Source organism: Thalassospira lucentensis, assembly GCF_011806425.1.
Classification (GTDB): domain Bacteria; phylum Pseudomonadota; class Alphaproteobacteria; order Rhodospirillales; family Thalassospiraceae; genus Thalassospira; species Thalassospira lucentensis_B.
On record NZ_JAATOV010000008.1, the window covers coordinates 60,102 to 80,451 of the forward strand.

The following is a 20,350-nucleotide window of genomic DNA, read 5'->3' on the forward strand; positions in this document are numbered from 1 at the left end:
TTTCGGTTTAATTTGATGTATAGACAAGTTTGATTGTTGTTGGGGGAATTATTCCCGCGTAATCATCGAACTGTAACATCAGTGTCACCGTAGAGTCGCCATTCGTGCGTAGTTTCATCTTCCAGCGAAACATATGCAGGCGATTGTTTGATGCTGGTTGTAGATATCTCTGGACTGAACAAAAGCTTTACCCGTGACAAGCGTGCCCTGAAGGATGTCAGGCTGCAAGTTCGGGAAGGCGAAATGGTTGCACTGATTGGTGCGTCCGGTTCGGGGAAGTCCACCCTTATTCGTCACATTGCCGGATTGCTGCGCGGGGATCGTGATGGCGGCAAGATTGCCGTGTTTGGCGAAACCATTCAGGAAAATGGCAAAATCGCCCGTGGCGCGCGCAAGGTGCGGGCCGATATCGGTGTGATCTTTCAGCAATTCAATCTTGTCAGCCGGCTTACGGTTTTGACCAACGTTTTGATGGGCTTGCTTGGTCGTGTGCCATCATGGCGCGGATCATTTTGTATGTTCACCAAATCCGAACGCATGCGGGCCATGGGGGCACTTGCCCGTGTCGGTATTGATGGGCACGCCACGAAAAAGGCGCGTCATCTTTCAGGTGGGCAGCAGCAGCGCGCAGCAATCGCACGCACGATTACCCAAGGTGCACGTCTTATTCTTGCGGATGAGCCGATTGCATCCCTTGATCCGGCATCGTCGCGCAAGGTGATGAATACGCTTGATCGGGTAAACCGCGAAGACAACGTGACCGTGATCGTATCGCTCCATCAAGTTGATTACGCCAAGGATTATTGCAAACGCACCATCGCCATGCGCGATGGTGAAGTTGTGTTTGACGGGCCGTCGACACAACTGACACCGGCGTTCTTACAAGAACTTTACGGTGAATATTCTTCCGAGCTTTTTGCAAATGGTTCCGATGACGCGGCAAAGCCCGTGGCCGAACCGGCTGCAAGAAAGGATCTGGCTGTGGCGACGAGCTAGCCGGGTCACTGATGTGAACTGCCTTACCTTTTTAAATTCATGCCGAAACAAATCTGACAGGGGACTTCCCATGATCCGTAAAACAATTGCGTCTGTTGCACTTGCAGCCAGCATGCTTGCTTCGGGCTTAGCACAAGCCGACGTCGACTTTAAGCCGCTTGAAAAAGATCCCGATACCATTGTGTTTGGTTTCATCTCGACTGAGTCGAGCGCAAACCTGAAAGCTCAGTGGCAGCCAATGATCGACGATATGGAAGAAGCACTTGGCAAAAAAGTCGATGCATTCTTTGCCCCTGATTATGCTGGCATCATCGAAGGCATGCGTTTTGGTAAAGTGCATGTTGGGTGGTTCGGCAACAAATCCGCAATGGAAGCCGTTGATCGTGCAGGTGGCGAAGTTTTCGTTCAGACATCAAAAAGCGATGGCAGCAACGGCTATTATTCCCACATCATTACCCAGGCCGATAACGACAAGCTAAACTCGCTTGAAGATCTGCTGAAATGCGATGGTTCGCTGAACTTTGGTATTGGTGATCCGAACTCGACCTCGGGCTTCTTGGTGCCGTCTTATTACGTCTTCGCCCAGAACGGTGTTGATCCAAAAGATTGCTTTAAAACCGTGCGGAATGCGAACCACGAAACCAACCTGATGGCGACCGCCAACAAACAGGTTGATGCAGCCGCCAACAACTCAGAGCAGCTTGCACGGACCAACATGGTGAAGCCGGAAATCACCGACAAAGTCAAAGTGATCTGGACATCGCCGCTGATCCCGTCTGACCCGATGGTTTATCGTAAGGATCTGTCGCGCGAACTGAAATCTGAAATCAAGGCGTTCTTCCTGGGCTATGGTCGCATTGGCAATGTTGAAGAAGCCAACAAGGTCTTGGCTGGTATTCAAGACGGCATGGGTAAATTCATGGAAAGCTCCAACGCGCAGCTTTACCCGATCCGTCAGCTTGCCCTGTTCAAAGACAAGCTGAAAATCCAGAACACCGAGGAACTTTCTGCTGACGACAAAGCAGAACGTATTGCCTTCATCGATAAGAAACTGGCTGAACTCGACATACTGGTTTCTTACGAATAATCGACCTTTCGACAGGGAGCGCGCGTTTTGCGGGCTCCCTGTTTGCATTTACCATCCGGGATTAACACGATGAACAGCAGCGTTTCTTCGACATCACTTGCCGCACCGGTTCTTCCGCCGCGTGACCTGAAACGGTCGATGGGAAGTATGCTTCTTTGGGCCTTTATTTTTGGTCTTTTGGCATTGTCGTGGGAAGGGGCGGATATGCGCCCAATGGCCCTGATCGAAAACAGCGGCAATATGGTCGATTTCGCAGATGGCTTTTTCCCGCCGGATTTCATGATGTGGAAAAGCTATGTCAGTGAAATGTGGATCACGATCCAGATCGCGATCTGGGGGACGGCGCTTGCGATTGTGTGTTCGATCCCGTTTGGCATTTTATGTTCTGAAAACATTGTACCGTTCTGGGTCTATCAGCCGGTGCGTCGTTTGATGGACTCCTTTCGCGCGATCAACGAAATGGTTTTTGCCATGTTGTTTGTAGTCGCGGTGGGGCTTGGTCCATTCGCCGGTGTGCTTGCCCTTTGGATTCATACGACGGGCGTATTGGCAAAACTATTTTCCGAGGCGGTTGAGGCAATTGATCCTGAACCGGTCGAAGGTATCCGTGCCACCGGGGCCAATGGCCTGCAGGAAGTTATATTTGGGGTGATCCCCCAGGTGTTGCCACTTTGGATTTCATACTCGCTATATCGGTTTGAAAGCAACGTGCGGTCCGCCACGGTTCTTGGCATCGTTGGTGCGGGCGGCATTGGCATGGTTTTGTGGGAATATATCCGCGCGTTCTATTACGCAGAAACCGCCGCCGTCATGATCATTATTATCATCTCTGTCAGCTTGCTCGACATTGTGTCGCAGCGCCTGCGTAAATTGGTGACCTGATCAGTGGGCTTTAAAGTAACGCAGAGCAAACCGGCCATGAAGCAATTGTCTAAGAAGCCAACGATTGATGAAAGCGCGGTGGTTGTCGATTGCGAACTGGGGGCTTGGACCGAAATTGGACCACGCACCTGTGTGCGCGAAACGGTGATGGGCGATTATTCCTATGTCGTCAATGACAGCGAGATCATCTATTCAGACATCGGAAAATTCGTAAATATCGCCGCCCATACCCGGATTAATCCCGGCCAGCATCCGATGGACCGGGCATCCATGCATCACTTTCAGTATCGATCCAGTGCTTATGATTTGGGGGATGATGATCCGGCCTTTTTTGACTGGCGCCGTGAAAAGCGGGTCAAGCTGGATCAAGATGTTTGGATCGGACATGGGGCCATTGTGCAAGGTGGTGTTACCATCGGGATCGGGGCCGTTGTCGGATCGGGGGCCGTGGTGACCAAGGATGTTGCGCCCTATACGATTGTGACAGGCATCCCAGCCGCGCCGCTGCGGCCTCGCTTTGATGCGGACATCGTTGATGCGTTGATGCGGATCCGCTGGTGGGATTGGAGCCACGATATGCTGGCTGAACACCTTAACGATTTTCGCACCCTTCCGGTCCGCGATTTTTGCATGAAATTCGATACCGTTTGACAGAGTTATCGCGCAGAGCCTGCTATCCGTGGTTCTGCGCTTTTTATGGGCGCGGCGGATCACTTCTTTGTTGCGCAATTGGCACGGGCTTCTCAAGATGCCTGTCTGTCTTAAGCCCGTGAGTTAAAAAGTCTTCATGACCGACTATCACCGCTACGCACTTTATTATGCCCCGTCTGCCCAAAGTGACCTTGGCCTGTTTGGCAATGCGTGGCTTGGTCGCGACCCGGTCCGGGATGTTGAACTGGTCCGGCCTATGATTGATGGTCTTGATCAGGATGAAATCATTGCGGCGACCACATCACCCACCCGATATGGCTTGCACGGAACGTTAAAACCGCCATTCGCATTAAAAGATGGACAAACACGGGCGGCGCTTGAGGACGCAGTGGAAAACCTCTGCGCAGATATTGCGCCAGTAACATGCGGTCCGCTGGTGCTTAAATCGATCAGCCGCTTTCTGGCGTTGGTGCCGAACGATCCGGTGGCAGCGCTTGAAGACCTGGCAGGGACCCTTGTGCGGGGCCTTGATGATTTTCGAAAACCCGAAGATACGGCGGCGATGAATAAGCGCCGTGCAGCTGGTTTGACTGCGCGCCAAGAAAGCTATTTGGTTGCCTGGGGTTATCCCTATGTGATGGATGAATTTCGGTTCCATCTGACACTGAGTAATAAGCTTGATCCTGATCAGCTTGAACGGTTTGAGGCATCGCTTGCACCGCTTGTTGCCCCTTTATGCAAGGCGCCGTTCGTGGTCGACGATATCTGCCTTTTTGGTGATCCGGGAGATGGAAAGCCATTGAGATTGCTAAGGCGATTTGCGCTGCGCGGATAAAAAATGCTGCAGTTAAAGCTGCAGCATTTTTTCCGGGAGCATGTTTGCCGGGGCGGTTTTAAGTAGCTGTTTAATCGGGCTGGGATTCTGATAGGATTGTATCTTGTTGGTGCTGTACTGCATCAATAAATCGCCGGATCCCGGTTTCCAAATCAGCATCATTGTGAAGCTCAATGATATTGGGTCCTTCAACCTGATAGGCCGATGCACGGGCCAGACGTTGCGCAATATCGTATCGATCTTCACGGCCGCGCGCTTCAAGGCGTTGACGCAGGACTTCGGCCGTTGCGCAGATATTAATCACCCGCACATGATCCATCCCGACAAGGCTGCGGGCATCGTTAATCACGCTACGTGACACGTTGACGATGACCGTTTTCCCTTGAATGACATCATCCTGAACATGTCGCGGAACGCCGTAAAAAAGGTTATGTGCCTGCCAGCTGAGCAAGAAAGCACCCTGTTTGGCCATGGATGGAAAGTCTTCTGGCCGCACGGGAATATGGTTTTCGCCAATCGATCCTGCAGGCCGGGTGATACAGCGTCGGGGAAAGCAGAATTGTTCTGCTGTGGCAAGGCGCTCTCGCGCGCCATCCAAAAGGCTGTCCTTGCCGACACCACTGGGGCCCACGACAAGAATCAGCAATCCGGTTTTGGGTGCGCTACCAGGAATTTTGTCAGGCATTTCATCAGGAACTTCATCCGGTATGGCGCACCCATTTGCGGGCTTGGTCATGACACCCGAACACCTTGACGCCACACCCCGCGCACGATCGGGTGATGAGGGGAATGATGAACGCGAATAAGATCACCACGTTTGCCAACGGCAATCTCGCCGCGATCCGTCAGGCCCACTTGCGTTGCCGGATTCAGCGAAATTGTCCGAATGGCAGCGGGTAAATCATATTCGGCAAAATCATCAAACAGCTTCATCGCCCCGTGCAGTAAGCTGTGCGGTACATAGTCGCTGGAAATGATATCAAGATATCCATTCTTGGCCAGATCGCCCGCCGCGACATTGCCGCTGTGGGACCCGCCGCGCACCAAATTTGGCCCGCCCATCATCACACCAAGTCCGGCTTCGTGGGATGCTTTGGCGGCCTCTAGTGTGGTCGGGAATTCGGCCACCGTCATTTTATCATTAACGGCCTCGGCGACATGTGAGGTGGTGGCATCGTCGTGACTGGCCAGGGCAAGGCCCTTGGCGTGGGCGGTTTCAACCACATGGCGGCGGTGTTTTGCCGAGTAAAGCTCAGAATCGCGTTTTCGGGTCGCGACGAATTTGCGCATTTCCTCGTCATTCAGGCCATATTTACCCTGATAATAGGTGTAATAGGCTTCCAAGCTGACGAACTGACGCTGCCCGGGGGTATGGTCCATTACCGACAACATCTTGACCAGCGGAATATCAACCAGCTTGCCAAGCGCATCGATCATGCCCGGAAACGATGTTTCGCACCGCAGATGCAATTTATGATCTGCGCGCAAAAGGTTGTTGTCTTGCGCATGGCCAAGGGCTTCGACCGATTCAACCAGTCGTAAAACGCGCTCTGACCCTTCATTCACGTCGCCAATCGATACCGCGTCAAACACCGTGGTAATGCCGGCACTGGCAACTTGGTTGTCGTGGGCAACAACGGCCGCCGTTGCCGGCCAACGGGTTTTGGGGCGGGGTGTCAGATGTTTATCGAGGTTGTCAGTATGCAGCTCGACAAGACCCGGCATCAGGTAATCACCGTCCAAGTCTTGCGCACCGGGCAGGTGAGAGGCCTGGTCTGAGACATCGGCAATCATCCCGTCTTTGATCTGCACGGCACCGTCAATGACATCATGGGCTAGAACGATTTTGGCATTGGTAAAAATTTGTTCAGTCATTGGCCCCAACTTTAAACGATGTGACATCAAATGCCCCGGTGCAGACAGCATCGCGGGTTTCATGGTCGTGGAAAATGCCGGCAATTGCCGCACCACGTGATTTGGCTTCTTCTATCAATGCCAGAACTGTCGCCCGGTTGTCTGCATCCAATGATGCTGTTGGTTCATCAAGCAGCATGACCGGATAATCGGCAATAAAGCCACGGGCAATGTTCACGCGTTGTTGTTCGCCGCCAGAAAATGTCAGCGGGGATAACTGCCACAGTCGTTCGGGAATGCGAAGGCGGGTTAACAGATCGCGTGCTTTGTCGGTGGCGTCCGGGCGTGATGCGCCAAGCGCCACCAAAGGTTCCGCGACAATTTCAAGGGTGGGGACACGCGGGATGACGCGCAAAAACTGGCTGACATAGCCCATCGTGCGTTTGCGCATATCAAGGATCGCATGCGGACTGGCGGTGGTGATATCCATCCAGTCGCCATCATGCATGACCTTAATCGACCCGCTTGAACATGTGTAATTGGCATAAAGCATGCGCATAAAGGTGCTTTTTCCTGACCCGGATTCCCCAGTCAGCGCGATGCATTCCCCAGCCGACAGGCTAAAATTAACGCCGTCAAAAACCGGGATCGTCACACTGCCTTGCGTGTGCAAGGTAAAGCTTTTCGTGACGTTTTGCGCATGAAGCATTTCAGACATTTTTTCGCCCCGGTATCAGTTCTGAAGAATGGAAGAAACAAGCAGCTGTGTATAGGCATGCTGCGGATCATCAAGAACCTGATCCGTCAGGCCACTTTCGATGACCTTGCCCTGCTGCATCACCATCAAACGATGCGACAAAAGCCGCGCAACGGCCAGATCGTGCGTGACGATGATCACCGCCAGATTAAGATCGTGAACCAGCCCGCGCAGCAGATCGAGCAAGCGCGCCTGGACCGAAACGTCCAGACCACCCGTGGGTTCGTCCATAAAGACAAGGCGCGGACTGGTGACTAGGTTGCGGGCGATCTGTAGACGTTGCTGCATGCCCCCCGAAAAGGTGGACGGCAAATCGTCAAGGCGCTCGGACGCAATTTCGACCTTGCCCAGCCAGGTATCCGCGGCATTTCGGATATTGCCGTAATGGCGATCGCCAACGGCCATCAGGCGTTCGCCAATGTTTGCACCTGCACTCACATTCATGCGCAGGCCATCACGTGGGTTTTGATGCACAAAGGCCCAGTCTGTACGCATTAACAAGCGTCGTTGGGCTTCGGACATTTCATAAACATCGCGGGTTCCGTCGATGCGGGTTTGGTATTCAACCCGTCCTTTGGTCGGTTCCTGTTGTGCGGAAATGCTGCGCAGCAAAGTTGACTTGCCGGACCCGGACTCTCCGACAATACCAAGGACTTCACCGGGCCGCAGGTCAAAGCTAACATCCTTACAGCCAACCCGGTCGCCATACATCATGGTCAGGTTATCAACACGCAGAAGCGGATCATTCATCTTGGTCATTATTCTGCTGCCTTTTCGCTGTTTGGGCTGCTTTTGGTGCTGCCAAGCGGTTGGTCATGATGTTGTGGGCCGCGATGGCCTGCTTCTTGTCGCTCCGTGCAATAATCGGTGTCGGAACAAACAAACATCCGGTTGCCCTTGTCATCGAGGATGACTTCATCAAGGTAACTGTCGCGCGCACCGCACATCCCGCATTCGTCGTCCCACGATTGCACCTCGAAGGGGTGGTCTTCGAAATCAAGGCTTCGGACTTTGGTATAGGGTGGCAGGGCATAAATACGCTTCTCACGACCCGCCCCAAAAAGCTGAAGGGCGGCCATATTATCCATTTTCGGATTGTCAAATTTTGGAGTTGGTGATGGATCCATCACATAGCGATCATCGACCATCACCGGATAGGCATAGGTGGTCGCGATATGTCCATGGCGCGCGATGTCTTCGTAAAGCTTCACATGCATCAGTCCGTATTCTTCCAGTGCATGCATTTTCCGGGTTTCGGTTTCCCGCGGCTCAAGGAAACGAAGGGGCTCGGGAATAGGCACCTGATAGACAAGAATCTGATCTTCGCGCAGTTCCCTCTCGGGAATACGGTGACGGGTTTGAATGATCGATGCGTCGGCGGTTTTTTCGGTGGTTGCCACATTGGCGGTCTTGGCAAAGAACTGGCGAATGGATACCGCATTGGTGGTGTCATCAGCCCCCTGATCAATAACCTTAAGGGTATCTTGGGGGCCAATGACAGCAGCCGTTACCTGAACCCCGCCCGTGCCCCAACCATAGGGCATTGGCATTTCGCGCCCGGCAAACGGGACTTGATAGCCCGGAATGGCAACGGCCTTAAGCAGAGCGCGCCGGATCATGCGTTTGGTTTGCTCGTCCAGATAAGCAAAATTATAGGCCGAAGCCGTATCGTCCATTTGGTTTACAGTCTGTTCCATGGCGATTACTCCGCGGCTTCGGTTTGGGGATTGCTATTGTCGGCTTCTGCCTTGGCAAGGCGGGCTTCGACTTCGGTCCGCATGCGGCGCACCAGTTCAAGTTCACCCTGGAAATCGACGTAATGGGGCAGCTTGATATGTTCGACAAAGCCGGTGGATTGGACATTGTCGCTATGCTCCATAACGAATTCACTGTCTTGGGCCGGGCCCATGATTTGTTCGCCCATTTCATCGGCCCGCATGGCCCGGTCAACCAATGCCATCGAAATTGATTTGCGTTCGTTCTGACCAAACACCAGCCCATAGCCACGGGTAAATTGCGGCAGCTTGGTTTTCGATCCCTTGAACTTGTTGACGGTTTCGCACTCGGTCAGTTCGATGTCGCCAATATCGATGGGGAAACCGAGTTCCTCGGGCTCTATTTCCACAGAAACAGTGCCATAGCGAATTTCACCAACAAACGCATGGCTGTTGGCATAGCCGCGCTGGGTGGAGTACCCAAGGGCCAAAATGAACCCTTCATCACCGCGCGACAGGTTCTGAAGACGCAGGTCGCGGCCCGCTGGGAATTTGACCGGTTCGCGGGTTAAGTCGGCAACTGGGGCGTCTTCGTCAACGGGGGTTGGTTCGTCCTGAATAAGCCCTTCATAGTTTAGGATATCATCCAAAACACGCGGCATATGGTCATCTACCGGATTTTCTGCACTTGGCGCGTCGGCTGGATTTTCACCATTTGCCATCAGGGTGAAATCCAAAAGCCGGTGGGTGTAGTCAAAGGTTGGGCCCAATATCTGACCACCGGGAAGGTCTTTGAACGTTGCGGATATGCGGCGCGAAACATCCATTTCCGCTGTTTTGGTCGGATTGGAAAAGGCAAAGCGCGGCAAGGTCGTGCGATAGGCACGCATCAAGAAAATCGCTTCGATCAAATCGCCGCGTGCCTGCTTGATCGCAAGGGCTGCCAAATCGCGATCATAAAGCGATCCTTCGGCCATAACGCGTGTCACGGATAGCGATAATTGTTGTTCGATCTGATCGGTTTGGATTTCGCTGACGTCTTTGTCGCCGCGGCGCTGTTCTGCCAGAAGCCGGTGGGCGTTGTTGATGGCGCGTTCGCCACCTTTTACGGCAACATACATGGTTACTTGACCTCAATCCGGGTGGTGCGTGAAAGGGCGGCGATTTTGGTGTCGGTCACGAAAATCACATCGACACCGCACGGGAATAAATGATGATTTTCGGCCCGCCACGCATGAAATGCTGGCGTCAGGCCCGCAACGGCAAGGTTGTGCGTGTCCTTGATCCCCGGGCCACGACAAATCATTTCTGTGCTTTCGGAAACATCATCAACCAACAGAATCAAGGTTGCCGATTGATCCGGGTATTCGGCATTGCCAACCGAAAGCTCGGTGATAAAGGACAGGTCTTCGTCACAGCGCGCAACGGCGAAATCAGCCTTCGCGACGTTGGTTGTTATCGGACTGCCACAATGAAATTTCAGATGCGCCGTGGCTGCCTTGGTCGCACAACCGGGTGATAACCATATCGTGGTGTCCATGTCCGCCATTGCAAGCAATGTCGCGGTTGCGGACGCGTTTAACCCATCTGGTGCGGTGATATGAACCGGCAGGTCGTAAATACGTCCGGGACGTGACATCGCATCCAAAAGCACACGAAAAACAGCGTTTGAATCAAACGCAGCGTGGTCAAAGCCGGGCAGCAGATCACTTGTCTGGGCGTTTAGGGTCATTCGTCTTCTCCGCGGACAAGGGTAAAGAAATCGACTTTGGTCGCGGCAACCTTGCGGGCATGGTCGCGTTTTGCGGTGGCTTGTTTTTCTGCGAGGGTATCTATGAAAGTGCTGGCCGCTTGATCACGCAGCATTACGGCGTCAAACAGGGCCGCATATTGCGCCTGAATACGGTCGCGTCCCTTGACATAGGAATGGCCAACCGTTCCGTCCGCCAGTGTAACAGCACAACGTGTGACAGTCATCTCGCCAAGGTTAAATCGTTGTCCTGCGCCGCCGGCACGACTGCGCACCATGACCATGCCGATCTGAGGCTCGCGCAGGTGTTTCCAGCTGACATCGCCAAACTTGTCGGTCCACTCGGCTTCAAGCGTTGCTTGATCGGTACGCGCCAGAACGCCCATCCAGCGTTGGCGTGCAGCAATTGCATCATCGTCTGTTCGGAGGTGGTCGGTTGCCTTGGTCGGGGCGGCTTTGGCGGTCATATGTCTGATCCTTTTTATGGATGTCGACAAATGCAATATTTGTCTAGACGTCTATACATATTTACGTTATAAGCCGATTTATTGATCTTGGCAAAGGTCTTGCGGTGAAAGTTTTGTGAACGGGAAAGATTATGGATTGGGAACCGGGGCTATCTATTTGGAAGCAAATCGAAAAACAGCTTCTTAGTGATATTGCCGACGGGGTCTTCGCCCCGGGTGATAAAATGCCGACTGAAATGGAACTGGTGCGCCGTTTTGGCGTGAATCGGCATACGGTACGGCGTGCCATGGCTGCACTTGTCGATACGAATGTGGTTCGGGTGGAACAGGGTCGGGGGGCGTTTGTTCAGGAGCAGATCCTTGATTATCCGCTCGGCGCTAAAACCCGGTTTTCCCAGATTGTGTCCGGTCGGCACCGGCTGCCTGACAAACGTCTTGTCTCTTCTGAGGTGATCAAGGCAAACGCAACAATTGCTGGGTATCTTGACCTTAAGCCCGGGACAAGGGTGATCGAACTCTTCTCGGTTTCAGAAGCCGACGGTGTGCCTTTGGCCGTCGCAACAAGCTATCTGCCAGCCGGCCGTTTCGATGGCATTGTCGAGATTTTCAAGGAAACCAAATCCCTGACCGAGGCCTTCAAGCGCTTTGGCATTGATGATTATAGCCGCAAAACCACCCGCATTTCCGCAACCTTGCCATCATCGCGGGTGGCAAGTCTGCTTAAGCAGGCCAAAAATCGACCCGTAATTTCGACCGAAAGCATCGATGTCGATGCGGACGGAGTGCCGATAGAATTCGGCACCACGGCCTTTTCGAGTGATCGGGTTCAGTTGATTGTCGAATAATGAACTGCGGTTATCTTGCGTAACTTCGGGTTGTTTAAGGTATCAGTATTCCCGGCCTGGGCGGGCTTTGTATACCGGAAAGCTAAGCTTGAACCGGATGGCGCTGGCGCGCAGTAGAAAGGCGGCAAAAAACGCGATAATCGCAATTGGCCCGCGCGGGAGCTCAAGGATGTCTGTGCCGATGACATAGATGCTGGCACCCAGAAGCGCACAACTGATGTAAATCTCTTGGCGCAGGATCAGCGGGATTTCATTACACACCACATCGCGCACCATGCCGCCGAATGTTGCGGTGATCATACCCAAAATAATCGCAACCAGTGGCGATACGCCAAGGTTTAACCCAATGGCAGCACCCGTTACGCCAAAAAGCGCAAGCCCAAGTGCATCAAGCCAAATCAGGGCGACATAGCGACGTTCGACCAAATGTGCGGTGAAATATGTGAAGATCGCTGCAGCAATACAGGTGATCACCCAAGCCGGGTCTTTGATCCAGAAAACCGGGGTGGCACCGGTAATCACATCGCGTACCGTTCCCCCGCCAATACCGGTAAAGGTCGCGATCAGGACAAAGCCGACAACATCCATTTGGCGACGGGACGCTTCAAGCGCACCTGTGATTGCAAAAACCGCAACACCCGCAAGTTCAAGCCAATAAATAATCTGGGTAATATCCATTTCGCCCTATCATGTCGTCGGTTTCGTCGCTGTTGTACTGTCGTCTTTATCACGGTTTTAGCACGCACAATTTGTCAATTTATAACGCGAAACCAGAAATATAAGGGCTCAACCTCATTTTGTGGATTTCCGAATATATGCGTTGAGGAGCCCAAGCTCCGATATGCTGTTGATCGGGCAAGTTGTGCGGGATGATATCTTTAACCTTTTCCCTCATTAAGGGTGACGCAGCTTTTCTTGACTTCATTGCATGGCGCCGCAATAACCACCTTATGACAATCTCATCTGACAAAGAACTCGATCATCTGCGCCGTATTGGTCGCATTTGTGCCCGTGCACGCGATGTTATGGGGGCTGCTGCTGTCCCAGGCATCACGACAGCTGAACTTGACCATATCGGGCGCAAAGTCCTTGAAGATGCTGGGGCGATTTCGGCACCGGAAAGCGAATACAACTTCCCCGGCGCGACCTGCATCAGTGTTAATGAAGCAGTCGCCCACGGCATCCCTGGCGATCAGGTTCTTTGTGACGGTGATCTGGTGAACATTGATGTTTCAGCATCGCTTGATGGTTATTTTTCAGATACGGGTGCCAGCTTTATTTGCGGCACAGCAAAGCCGGAAATCGCCAAATTGTGCGAAGACGGTAAAAAAGCCATGTGGGTTGGCATCAATGTTGTGCGCGATAAGGCGCCGATCCGCGAAATTGGCCTTAAGATTGAAAATTTTGCCCGCAAAGGCGGCTATAGTCTGATTGGCAACCTTGCCAGTCACGGCATTGGCAAATCCCTGCATGAGCATCCACATACCATCCCCACCTGGGATGATCCAAAAGAACGGCGTTCGTTGAAAAAAGGACAGGTCATTACAATTGAACCGTTCCTGTCGCGCGGGGCCAAATGGGCGCTAGAGGGCGAAGACGGTTGGACCTTGTTTGCCGATACCGGTGCCGCCACGGTGCAGTACGAGCACACACTGGTTGTGACCGATAAGGGTTATGAGATTATGACGCTGGGTGGCTAAGGCTGTCTGCGATCTTGGCGCTTTAAGGAACGTCCTTTAGCAAATCCAAGGGCCCGGTTAGCGCGGTTCTTTGCGGCACAAATTGTGGTGGGATTAGATAGGTGCGCGGCGTCATTTCGCCCGCATCAATCAACTGAAATGCGCGGTCGATCATCTTTTCCACATCCTGTCGGACCATCGTTACCTGGAACGGCAAAAACGACCCGAATGGGTCATAGTCAAAACATCCGATAACCAGATTTTCAAACGTTTCTGGGGGATGCTTGGCCATAAAGCGCAATAACCCCTCGTAGTTGATCGACGAGTTGACAAAAATGCCGCGCGGCAAGTTACCGTGTGTTTCGTAGAACTCCTCAAACGCTTTTTGCGCGAATCCCGGCGCATATCCTGTCGGAACAATGGTTTCTTCGGTTTTTGTTTTGAAGTGCGCGTCCTTGACGTCGCGAAAGCCCCTGTTGCGTTCTCGGCTGTTGTGATCATCTCGTCCACCAAACATGTAAATGTCGGATGGCGTAATCGAGTCGTCATCAGAAAAGCTATTAATGATCGACCAGGTCAGTTCGACGGCACCGGCATAGTTGTCGGTAATTACCGACGGGCCGCTGCGCCCGGGAAGGTCAATATTGATGTGCTTTAGACCAGCTTCCTTGCACAGGCGATGGATGCTGTCTGGATCTGTCGCGCCGGCAATCAAGAGGGTATCGACGGAATAGGATATCAGCGTTTCGACAGTTTGGTATTCTTCCTTGGGATCGCGGCAGGTGCTGATCACGATCGGACATTGGCCGCGTTCGCGCACCCGGGCGTCGAATGTTTGCGCCATTGACGAAAAATACCGGCTGTCATGGACAGGCAGCAAAAGCGCGACAAGCCCCGACTGAGAGCTTCTAAGCCCCCGGGCCTGCATGTTCGTGGTGTAGTTGTGGTCGCGGGCAAGACCCAAAATACGTTCTGCCGTGCTTTCGCTGATTCTGCGTTGGCGCCATGTCCCGTTCAAGACAGCACTTATAGTTGACGCAGAGCACCCCGAAAGGACCGACAGGTCATAAATTGTTGCTTTTTTCTTCGTCGATTTTTTCATTTCACCTCTTAGGGTTGTATACGGCCAGAATAGCCTTGACGGAAGAAAAAAACTATCCAATATTGATTGCACCATCGATTGTGCAATTTTGAAATATCGATTGTGCATCCATAAAAATCAAAAAAATAATGTCGATGGGGTCGGGAAATCAGGTGCATTGCACCTTTGTTTCTACAAGTTGTGGAAATCGCGTTCTTAAGGCTGGTGATTATGCCTTTTTGCCCGCTTTTCACCTGTTGACTGGGAGGAATATGATGAAAAAACTTCTTGCCGCAGCATTTGCTGCATCTCTAACGATTGCGTCTGCCTCACCTTCCTTTGCAGCCGATTCCGGCAAAGTCGGTGTTGTTGTTAAAATCGGTGGCATTCCGTGGTTCAACGCGATGAATGCCGGTATCGACGAACAAGCCGAGAAGCTTGGTGTTGATGCGACCATGATCGGCCCAACCAGTGCTGATCCGGCACTTCAGGTTCGTGCGATCGAAGACCTTATTGCGCAGGGGGTCAAGGTGATTGGGGTTGTTCCCAACGATGCCAAGGTTCTTGAACCGGTTCTTCAAAAAGCCAAAGACAATAACATTATCGTTCTGACCCACGAGTCCCCGAGCCAAAAGGGCGCGACCTGGGATTTTGAGCTGGCATCTGCGCAGGGCTTCGGTGAAGCACATGGCAAATTGTTGGCCGAGAAAATGGGCGGTAAAGGTGAATATGCCGTTTTCGTTGGCTCGCTTACCGGTCCGTTGCATAACGCATGGGCCGATGCCGCGATTGAATATATCACTGAAAACTACCCGGACATGAAAGTGGTTGGCGATCGCTATGGCGTTGCCGAGGACGTTGATAAAAGCCGCAGCACGGCATTGGATTTGATGTCTGCCCATCCTGATCTTAAGGGCTTTATGGCATTCGGTAGCCAAGGTCCGATCGGCGCGGGCCGCGCCATTCAGGAACGCCGCATGATCGGCAACGTCTTTGTTGTTGGACCGAGCTCCCCCGGGCAGAGCCGTCGTCTGATCAAAAGTGGCGCACTTGCAGGCGGGTTCATGTGGAACCCGAAACAGGCGGGTGAAGTGTTTGTCACCTTGGCTGATAAGCTGATGAAGGGCGAAAAAATCGAGGATGGTGAGACCATTGAAGGTCTTGGTGTCGTGCATCCAGATTTTGAAAACCGCAACATCATCGTTGATCAGCTTGTCGCGATTAACAAATCCACTGTGGATAAGCTTGCCGCGATGGGGCTTTAAGGTCCCTTAGGCCTCCCTCATGAAGCCAGCCGATCCTGCATATTTTTAAAGCCGGGTCGGCTGGATTTTTCTAACGTTTAAAATGTATGGGTCAATCCATGTCGGCAGATGCCAGCTTAAATGTGTCTGGTCCGGCACCGGTATTGTCATTGCGAAATATCAGCAAGACATTCGGTGGCGTGAAGGCACTCGACAAGGTCGATTTCGAGGTTCTTCCCGGAGAGGTTCATTGCCTTGCCGGTGAAAACGGATCCGGTAAAAGTACCCTGATTAAGATCATTACCGGCGTTTACCAGCCAGAGCCGGGTGCGGAAATCATCTATGACGGGCGTACGTACACGCAAATGTCCCCGGTGATTGCGCAGGCCGAGGGTATTCAGGTTATCTGGCAAGACCTTGCTCTTTTCCCTGAAATGACGGTTGCCGAAAACATTGCGTTTCAAAGTGTTTTAGGCCGTCGTCCCCGTCTGGTCAGTTACAGCAAGATGCGCAAAATCGCGCTGGAAGCCCTTTCGCGCCTTGGCGTGGAAATGGATGTCGACAAACCCCTGCGCGATTTCCCCATTGCCCAGCGACAAATCGTTGCCATCGCGCGCGCCCTGACCGGTGAGGCCAAGCTGGTATTCATGGATGAACCAACCGCCTCGCTTACACAGTCAGAAACAGATTACCTTCTTGATATTGTGCGCATGCTTTCTGATGCGGGTGTTGCTGTCGTGTTCGTCAGCCACCGTTTGGCAGAGGTTTTGGAGATTTCGCACCGGCTGACGGTTTTGCGCGATGGCAAACTGGAAGGTGTCTATCCGACAACCGATCTGACCCAGTCGCGCATTACCGAGCTTATGACCGGCAAAAGCTTTGACAATGTCGTCCGTGCGACGCCAAAGCCGGACGTCAAACCGGTGATCGAGCTTCGCAACCTAAGCCGCGCTGGTGAATTTAGCGATATTTCATTTACCGTTGGGCAGGGCGAAACCGTTGGCATTACCGGGCTTCTTGGTGCCGGGCGTACCGAGTTGGCGGAAACCTTGTTTGGCATGCGTAAACCAAGCAGTGGTGAAATCGTTCTTGATGGCGCCAGTGTTAAATTCTCGAACAATCGCGAAGCAATCGATGCCGGCGTTGCGTATCTGTCAGAGGATCGCCTATCGCTTGGTTTGCTGCAGCCGCAATCAATTGCCGACAACCTTGTGATTGCTTCCCTTGATGGGATTCGCGATGGTGTTTTCCTGTCGGAACGCCGCAAAAACGAAGTGGTTTCGGAATGGTGCCGTGACCTTGGCGTGAAGATTGGTCTTCCAGAAGATGCGATTTCCACCCTGTCTGGCGGGAACCAACAAAAGGTCGCCATTGCCAAATGGCTGGCCACCAATCCCAAGCTTTTGATTCTTGATGCGCCAACTGTTGGCGTCGATGTCGGTGCCCGTAAAGGGATTTTCGATATCGTTGCAAAGCTTGCCGAAAGCGGACTTGCGATCATTCTGATCTCGGACGAGGTCCCCGAGGTCTATTTCAATGCAGACCGCGTGCTGCATATGGTCAATGGCCGGGCCGCTGGATGGTTTTCTCCCAACGAATGTACTCTTCAAGAAATAGAGGCGGCTGTCTATGCGTAAAATGATCAATTCAAACGCGACAGAGGTCGCCCTGATCGGCGTGCTGCTTTTGATAGGAATTTTTCTATCGCTATCAACCGACCGGTTTCTCACCCTTGGTAATGTGTTCGACCTTCTGAATACCAGTGCCGTGAATATTATTTTTGCAGTCGGGCTTTTGGTTGTTTTGATTGCGGGCGGGATCGACATTTCGTTCGCCGTCGCGGCATCTGTGGTTCAATATATTACCGCCCTTGCACTTGGTGCGATTGGTGGCGGAAACTGGGCGATTGGTCTTATCATTGCCGGCAGTGTTGGTATCCTGTTTGGGGCCTTCAACGCTTTCTTTATCCACTATTTCCGGATCATTTCGATTGTCGTGACAATTGCGACATTCAACATTTATTTCGGCATGTTGATGTTCTTGACCGGCGGGGTGTCGATTTACGACCTTCCTGATTGGCTGGTTACGCCGGTTATCTTGTTTGAACATCAGGCCGCCAATGGCAGCTGGTCTGAAATTACCCTGCCCAGCTTGATCATGGTGGGGTGCGTTTTGGCGACCTGGCTTTTGATCACCCGCACCACGACCGGCCGCCAGATTATTGCCTTTGGCGATAACCCGGAAGGTGCCCGTCGTTTCGGGATCAACATCGCCGCCATGCAGTTTATTGCGTTTGGTTGGCTGGGACTGATGTCGGGTATCGCTGGTTTGGTTCAGGCGCATTACGTGCAGGAAGTGGTTCCAAACGCCCTTTATGGCCGCGAACTTGATGTGCTTGCCGCCGTTGTCCTTGGCGGTGCGCGTCTTGGTGGTGGTCGCGGAACGGTTCTGGGTTGCGTGCTTGGTGTGTTGCTGATTTCGGTGACGCAAAATGGCCTTAACCTGCTTGGGGTGTCTCCCTATGCGTTCAAGATGATCATCGGTGCCATTATTCTGGCTGCGATCACGCTTTCCAACACTGGGCTTGAACGCCTTCTTCCCGTCTTCGCAAATAAGGGAGAAGCAAAATGAGCACCGCTATCAAACGCCTTCGCTCTTTTGTTGGTCCGGAAATGACCGGCCCACTGGCAGCACTTGTTGCAGTGCTCGTTATTTTCAGCATTGCAAGCCCGCGCTTCTTAAGCTCGGCAACATTCGGATCCGTTGCGTTCCAGTTGCCAGAACTTGGTTTGCTGTGCTTGGCGATGTTGCTGCCGGTTCTGACCGGCGGACTTAACCTTGCTGTGACGTTTACCGCGAATATCTCTGGGCTGACACTGGCTTGGACGATGTTTTATTTCGGTGGCGCCGATGCCGGCCCTGAGGCCTTTGCGCTTGGTTGCGTTTTGGCCCTTGCTGTTGGCGCGCTGAGCGGCCTGATCATCGGGGTTGTCGTGGCCTATACAAAGGCCCATCCGATTTTGGTATCGCTTTCGATGATGATCTTTGTCCGCGGTTTGGGTGAATTCCTAACACGTGGTGGTGATATTTCAGGCTTCCCCGATTTTGTTCAGCCTTTGGGCCATGGAAGCATCATCGGGATTCCGATCCCGCTTCTTGTTCTGTGTGCGGGGGTGGCCGTTTGGCACATCGTGCTTCAGAAAACCAAGCTTGGCTTTAACACCTATATGATCGGTTCGAATATCGAGGCCGTGCGTTATTCCGGGATCAATACCCGCCGGGTCGTGATGCTGGTTTACACCCTTTCGGGGGCGATGTGTGCGGTCGCTGGGATCATCATGCTTTCGCGTTTCAACTCTGTTCGCGTTGGACATGGGGAATCTTACCTGCTGATCACGGTTCTGGCCTGTTTCCTTGGGGGCGTAAATCCCTTTGGCGGATTTGGCAAAGTTCTCCCCGTTTTTGTGGCGCTTATTGTTCTGCAGCTTCTGTCTTCCGGCCTCAACCTTATCGGTGCCAATCAGCATTTGGCGACAGCCGTGTGGGGCATTTTGTTGCTTGGCGTGATGGTTCTGCGTTGGGTCGCCACACACTTCACATTCTTGAGTCATAAAAAATAAGGAAGGAAAGCCAATGCAAGGATTTGGCGTGCATACCAGCATGTGGACCATGAACTGGGACCGCGAAGGTGCTGAAAGAGCAATCCGTGCGGCATCGCACTACAAGATGGATTTCATCGAAATCGCATTGCTCAATGCGCCGGCAGTTGATGCCGAACATAGCCGCAAGCTTCTTGAAGCTAACAATCTGCGTGCTGTTTGCTCATTAGGCCTGCCGGAGGAGGCATGGGCATCCGTTCATCCGGAAGCGGCGATTGAGCACCTGACCGTTGCGATCAAAAAGACTGCCGAAATCGGCGCCGAAGCCCTTTCGGGCGTGATTTACGGTGGCATCGGTGAACGTACCGGTGTTCCGCCAACGGAAAAAGAATATGACAACATCGCCCGCGTTCTGCAGGCGGCGGCCAAAGTGGCCAAAGAACATGGTATCGAACTGGGTGTTGAAGCGGTCAACCGTTATGAAAACCATTTGATCAACACTGCCAGCCAGGCCGTTGACATGATTGAGCGTGTCGGCGCCGACAACGTGTTTGTCCATCTCGATACCTATCATATGAATATTGAAGAAAAGGGTGCTGCAAACGGCATTATCGAAGCTGGCGAGCACCTGAAATACATCCACCTGTCCGAAAGCGACCGTGGCACCCCTGGCTATGGCAACTGCCCATGGAATGAAATCTATGCCGCATTGGCCGCCATCAACTTCAAAGGTGGTCTTGCAATGGAAAGCTTCATCAATATGCCGCCAGAAATCGCTTATGGCCTGGCTGTATGGCGTCCTGTCGCAAAAGACGAGGAAGAAGTGATGGGCAATGGCCTGCCGTTCCTGCGTCACAAGGCTGAGCAATACGGATTGCTCTAATAGCTTTCCGATCAGAAAGGCTGTT

General features: G+C 52.7%; 22 protein-coding genes. 12 read left to right on the forward strand and 10 right to left on the reverse strand.

The window, feature by feature from the left end; all coding sequences use genetic code 11:
• Positions 1 to 150: 150 nt before the first annotated feature.
• The 5 genes from phnC (at position 151) to HCZ99_RS19685 (ending at position 4,451) form a co-directional block, all read left to right on the forward strand.
• Positions 151 to 996 (forward strand): phosphonate ABC transporter ATP-binding protein, encoded by an 846-nt coding sequence (gene phnC, locus HCZ99_RS19665; protein ID WP_167448739.1) that lies wholly within the window; start codon positions 151 to 153, stop codon positions 994 to 996.
• Between the two features lie 70 nt (positions 997 to 1,066).
• Entirely contained in the window at positions 1,067 to 2,083 is a 1,017-nt protein-coding gene (gene phnD / locus HCZ99_RS19670) for a phosphonate ABC transporter substrate-binding protein (protein WP_167448740.1), read from the forward strand.
• Between the two features lie 69 nt (positions 2,084 to 2,152).
• On the forward strand, positions 2,153 to 2,965 hold the full coding sequence (phnE, locus tag HCZ99_RS19675) for a phosphonate ABC transporter, permease protein PhnE (RefSeq protein WP_167448741.1): 813 nt from the start codon (positions 2,153 to 2,155) through the stop codon (positions 2,963 to 2,965).
• 36 nt (positions 2,966 to 3,001) lie between these two features.
• Positions 3,002 to 3,616: a chloramphenicol acetyltransferase gene (locus HCZ99_RS19680; RefSeq protein WP_167448742.1), complete on the forward strand. Its 615-nt coding sequence runs from the start codon at positions 3,002 to 3,004 to the stop codon at positions 3,614 to 3,616.
• 136 nt (positions 3,617 to 3,752) lie between these two features.
• On the forward strand, positions 3,753 to 4,451 hold the full coding sequence (locus tag HCZ99_RS19685) for a DUF1045 domain-containing protein (RefSeq protein WP_167448743.1): 699 nt from the start codon (positions 3,753 to 3,755) through the stop codon (positions 4,449 to 4,451).
• A 70-nt stretch (positions 4,452 to 4,521) separates the two neighbouring features.
• On the opposite strand, the gene phnN is transcribed toward HCZ99_RS19685, so the two are convergent.
• Genes phnN through phnG form a run of 8 tightly spaced genes read right to left on the reverse strand, consistent with a single transcriptional unit; the run spans position 4,522 to position 10,994 of the window.
• Positions 4,522 to 5,187 (reverse strand): phosphonate metabolism protein/1,5-bisphosphokinase (PRPP-forming) PhnN, encoded by a 666-nt coding sequence (gene phnN / locus HCZ99_RS19690; protein WP_254869773.1) that lies wholly within the window; start codon positions 5,185 to 5,187, stop codon positions 4,522 to 4,524.
• A complete protein-coding gene (locus HCZ99_RS19695) occupies positions 5,184 to 6,326 on the reverse strand; it encodes an alpha-D-ribose 1-methylphosphonate 5-triphosphate diphosphatase (protein ID WP_167448744.1) in 1,143 nt (380 codons plus the stop codon). The genes phnN and HCZ99_RS19695 overlap by 4 nt, the downstream gene beginning before the upstream one ends.
• Positions 6,319 to 7,023 (reverse strand): phosphonate C-P lyase system protein PhnL, encoded by a 705-nt coding sequence (gene phnL, locus HCZ99_RS19700; protein WP_217701534.1) that lies wholly within the window; start codon positions 7,021 to 7,023, stop codon positions 6,319 to 6,321. The genes HCZ99_RS19695 and phnL overlap by 8 nt, the downstream gene beginning before the upstream one ends.
• 15 nt (positions 7,024 to 7,038) lie before the next feature.
• Complete coding sequence (gene phnK / locus HCZ99_RS19705) at positions 7,039 to 7,821, reverse strand: phosphonate C-P lyase system protein PhnK (RefSeq protein ID WP_417805514.1); 783 nt, start codon at positions 7,819 to 7,821, stop codon at positions 7,039 to 7,041.
• Positions 7,821 to 8,759 carry an alpha-D-ribose 1-methylphosphonate 5-phosphate C-P-lyase PhnJ gene (locus tag HCZ99_RS19710; RefSeq protein ID WP_303047871.1) on the reverse strand — a complete coding sequence of 313 codons (939 nt, stop codon included), beginning with the start codon at positions 8,757 to 8,759 and terminating at the stop codon, positions 7,821 to 7,823. Before HCZ99_RS19710 ends, phnK begins: the two co-directional genes overlap by 1 nt.
• Positions 8,760 to 8,764: 5 nt before the next feature.
• Positions 8,765 to 9,898: a carbon-phosphorus lyase complex subunit PhnI gene (locus HCZ99_RS19715; protein WP_167448745.1), complete on the reverse strand. Its 1,134-nt coding sequence runs from the start codon at positions 9,896 to 9,898 to the stop codon at positions 8,765 to 8,767.
• Between the two features lie 2 nt (positions 9,899 to 9,900).
• Positions 9,901 to 10,509 (reverse strand): phosphonate C-P lyase system protein PhnH, encoded by a 609-nt coding sequence (gene phnH / locus HCZ99_RS19720; protein WP_167448746.1) that lies wholly within the window; start codon positions 10,507 to 10,509, stop codon positions 9,901 to 9,903.
• Entirely contained in the window at positions 10,506 to 10,994 is a 489-nt protein-coding gene (phnG, locus tag HCZ99_RS19725) for a phosphonate C-P lyase system protein PhnG (RefSeq protein ID WP_167448747.1), read from the reverse strand. The genes phnH and phnG overlap by 4 nt, the downstream gene beginning before the upstream one ends.
• Before the next feature lie 131 nt (positions 10,995 to 11,125).
• On the opposite strand from phnG, the gene phnF reads away from it, so the two are divergent.
• Positions 11,126 to 11,839: a phosphonate metabolism transcriptional regulator PhnF gene (phnF, locus tag HCZ99_RS19730; protein WP_167448748.1), complete on the forward strand. Its 714-nt coding sequence runs from the start codon at positions 11,126 to 11,128 to the stop codon at positions 11,837 to 11,839.
• A 42-nt stretch (positions 11,840 to 11,881) separates the two neighbouring features.
• Here phnF and HCZ99_RS19735 read toward each other — a convergent pair whose 3' ends face one another.
• Positions 11,882 to 12,517, reverse strand: a complete 636-nt coding sequence (locus HCZ99_RS19735; RefSeq protein WP_167448749.1) for a trimeric intracellular cation channel family protein — start codon at positions 12,515 to 12,517, stop codon at positions 11,882 to 11,884.
• Between the two features lie 272 nt (positions 12,518 to 12,789).
• On the opposite strand from HCZ99_RS19735, the gene map reads away from it, so the two are divergent.
• Positions 12,790 to 13,539: a type I methionyl aminopeptidase gene (map, locus tag HCZ99_RS19740; protein WP_167448750.1), complete on the forward strand. Its 750-nt coding sequence runs from the start codon at positions 12,790 to 12,792 to the stop codon at positions 13,537 to 13,539.
• Between the two features lie 22 nt (positions 13,540 to 13,561).
• Here the strand turns inward: map and HCZ99_RS19745 are convergent, their stop codons facing one another.
• The gene (locus tag HCZ99_RS19745; RefSeq protein WP_167448751.1) at positions 13,562 to 14,620 is read right to left on the reverse strand and encodes a substrate-binding domain-containing protein; all 1,059 of its coding nucleotides are present in this window, start codon (positions 14,618 to 14,620) and stop codon (positions 13,562 to 13,564) included.
• A gap of 254 nt (positions 14,621 to 14,874) precedes the next feature.
• On the opposite strand from HCZ99_RS19745, the gene HCZ99_RS19750 reads away from it, so the two are divergent.
• The 5 genes from HCZ99_RS19750 (at position 14,875) to HCZ99_RS19770 (ending at position 20,325) form a co-directional block, all read left to right on the forward strand.
• On the forward strand, positions 14,875 to 15,864 hold the full coding sequence (locus HCZ99_RS19750; RefSeq protein WP_167448752.1) for an autoinducer 2 ABC transporter substrate-binding protein: 990 nt from the start codon (positions 14,875 to 14,877) through the stop codon (positions 15,862 to 15,864).
• 98 nt (positions 15,865 to 15,962) lie between these two features.
• A complete protein-coding gene (locus HCZ99_RS19755) occupies positions 15,963 to 17,480 on the forward strand; it encodes a sugar ABC transporter ATP-binding protein (RefSeq protein WP_167448753.1) in 1,518 nt (505 codons plus the stop codon).
• The gene (locus HCZ99_RS19760; protein ID WP_167448754.1) at positions 17,473 to 18,474 is read left to right on the forward strand and encodes an ABC transporter permease; all 1,002 of its coding nucleotides are present in this window, start codon (positions 17,473 to 17,475) and stop codon (positions 18,472 to 18,474) included. Before HCZ99_RS19755 ends, HCZ99_RS19760 begins: the two co-directional genes overlap by 8 nt.
• On the forward strand, positions 18,471 to 19,463 hold the full coding sequence (locus HCZ99_RS19765) for an ABC transporter permease (protein ID WP_167448755.1): 993 nt from the start codon (positions 18,471 to 18,473) through the stop codon (positions 19,461 to 19,463). Before HCZ99_RS19760 ends, HCZ99_RS19765 begins: the two co-directional genes overlap by 4 nt.
• A gap of 13 nt (positions 19,464 to 19,476) precedes the next feature.
• Entirely contained in the window at positions 19,477 to 20,325 is an 849-nt protein-coding gene (locus tag HCZ99_RS19770; RefSeq protein WP_167448756.1) for a sugar phosphate isomerase/epimerase family protein, read from the forward strand.
• Positions 20,326 to 20,350 lie beyond the last annotated feature (25 nt).

Excerpts from the sequence above, each read along its gene's own strand:
- phnK (WP_417805514.1), bottom strand. The coding sequence starts at position 7,821 with ATGACCAAGATGAATGATCCGCTTCTGCGTGTTGATAACCTGACCATG.
- phnC (WP_167448739.1), top strand. The coding sequence starts at position 151 with ATGCTGGTTGTAGATATCTCTGGACTGAACAAAAGCTTTACCCGTGAC.
- HCZ99_RS19680 (WP_167448742.1), top strand. The coding sequence starts at position 3,002 with ATGAAGCAATTGTCTAAGAAGCCAACGATTGATGAAAGCGCGGTGGTT.
- phnE (WP_167448741.1), top strand. The coding sequence starts at position 2,153 with ATGAACAGCAGCGTTTCTTCGACATCACTTGCCGCACCGGTTCTTCCG.
- HCZ99_RS19710 (WP_303047871.1), bottom strand. The coding sequence starts at position 8,759 with ATGGAACAGACTGTAAACCAAATGGACGATACGGCTTCGGCCTATAAT.
- HCZ99_RS19745 (WP_167448751.1), bottom strand. The coding sequence starts at position 14,620 with ATGAAAAAATCGACGAAGAAAAAAGCAACAATTTATGACCTGTCGGTC.
- HCZ99_RS19695 (WP_167448744.1), bottom strand. The coding sequence starts at position 6,326 with ATGACTGAACAAATTTTTACCAATGCCAAAATCGTTCTAGCCCATGAT.
- phnH (WP_167448746.1), bottom strand. The coding sequence starts at position 10,509 with ATGACCCTAAACGCCCAGACAAGTGATCTGCTGCCCGGCTTTGACCAC.
- map (WP_167448750.1), top strand. The coding sequence starts at position 12,790 with ATGACAATCTCATCTGACAAAGAACTCGATCATCTGCGCCGTATTGGT.
- HCZ99_RS19765 (WP_167448755.1), top strand. The coding sequence starts at position 18,471 with ATGAGCACCGCTATCAAACGCCTTCGCTCTTTTGTTGGTCCGGAAATG.
- phnL (WP_217701534.1), bottom strand. The coding sequence starts at position 7,023 with ATGTCTGAAATGCTTCATGCGCAAAACGTCACGAAAAGCTTTACCTTG.
- HCZ99_RS19760 (WP_167448754.1), top strand. The coding sequence starts at position 17,473 with ATGCGTAAAATGATCAATTCAAACGCGACAGAGGTCGCCCTGATCGGC.
- HCZ99_RS19750 (WP_167448752.1), top strand. The coding sequence starts at position 14,875 with ATGAAAAAACTTCTTGCCGCAGCATTTGCTGCATCTCTAACGATTGCG.
- phnG (WP_167448747.1), bottom strand. The coding sequence starts at position 10,994 with ATGACCGCCAAAGCCGCCCCGACCAAGGCAACCGACCACCTCCGAACA.
- phnD (WP_167448740.1), top strand. The coding sequence starts at position 1,067 with ATGATCCGTAAAACAATTGCGTCTGTTGCACTTGCAGCCAGCATGCTT.
- HCZ99_RS19715 (WP_167448745.1), bottom strand. The coding sequence starts at position 9,898 with ATGTATGTTGCCGTAAAAGGTGGCGAACGCGCCATCAACAACGCCCAC.
- HCZ99_RS19735 (WP_167448749.1), bottom strand. The coding sequence starts at position 12,517 with ATGGATATTACCCAGATTATTTATTGGCTTGAACTTGCGGGTGTTGCG.
- HCZ99_RS19755 (WP_167448753.1), top strand. The coding sequence starts at position 15,963 with ATGTCGGCAGATGCCAGCTTAAATGTGTCTGGTCCGGCACCGGTATTG.
- phnN (WP_254869773.1), bottom strand. The coding sequence starts at position 5,187 with ATGACCAAGCCCGCAAATGGGTGCGCCATACCGGATGAAGTTCCTGAT.
- HCZ99_RS19770 (WP_167448756.1), top strand. The coding sequence starts at position 19,477 with ATGCAAGGATTTGGCGTGCATACCAGCATGTGGACCATGAACTGGGAC.
- HCZ99_RS19685 (WP_167448743.1), top strand. The coding sequence starts at position 3,753 with ATGACCGACTATCACCGCTACGCACTTTATTATGCCCCGTCTGCCCAA.
- phnF (WP_167448748.1), top strand. The coding sequence starts at position 11,126 with ATGGATTGGGAACCGGGGCTATCTATTTGGAAGCAAATCGAAAAACAG.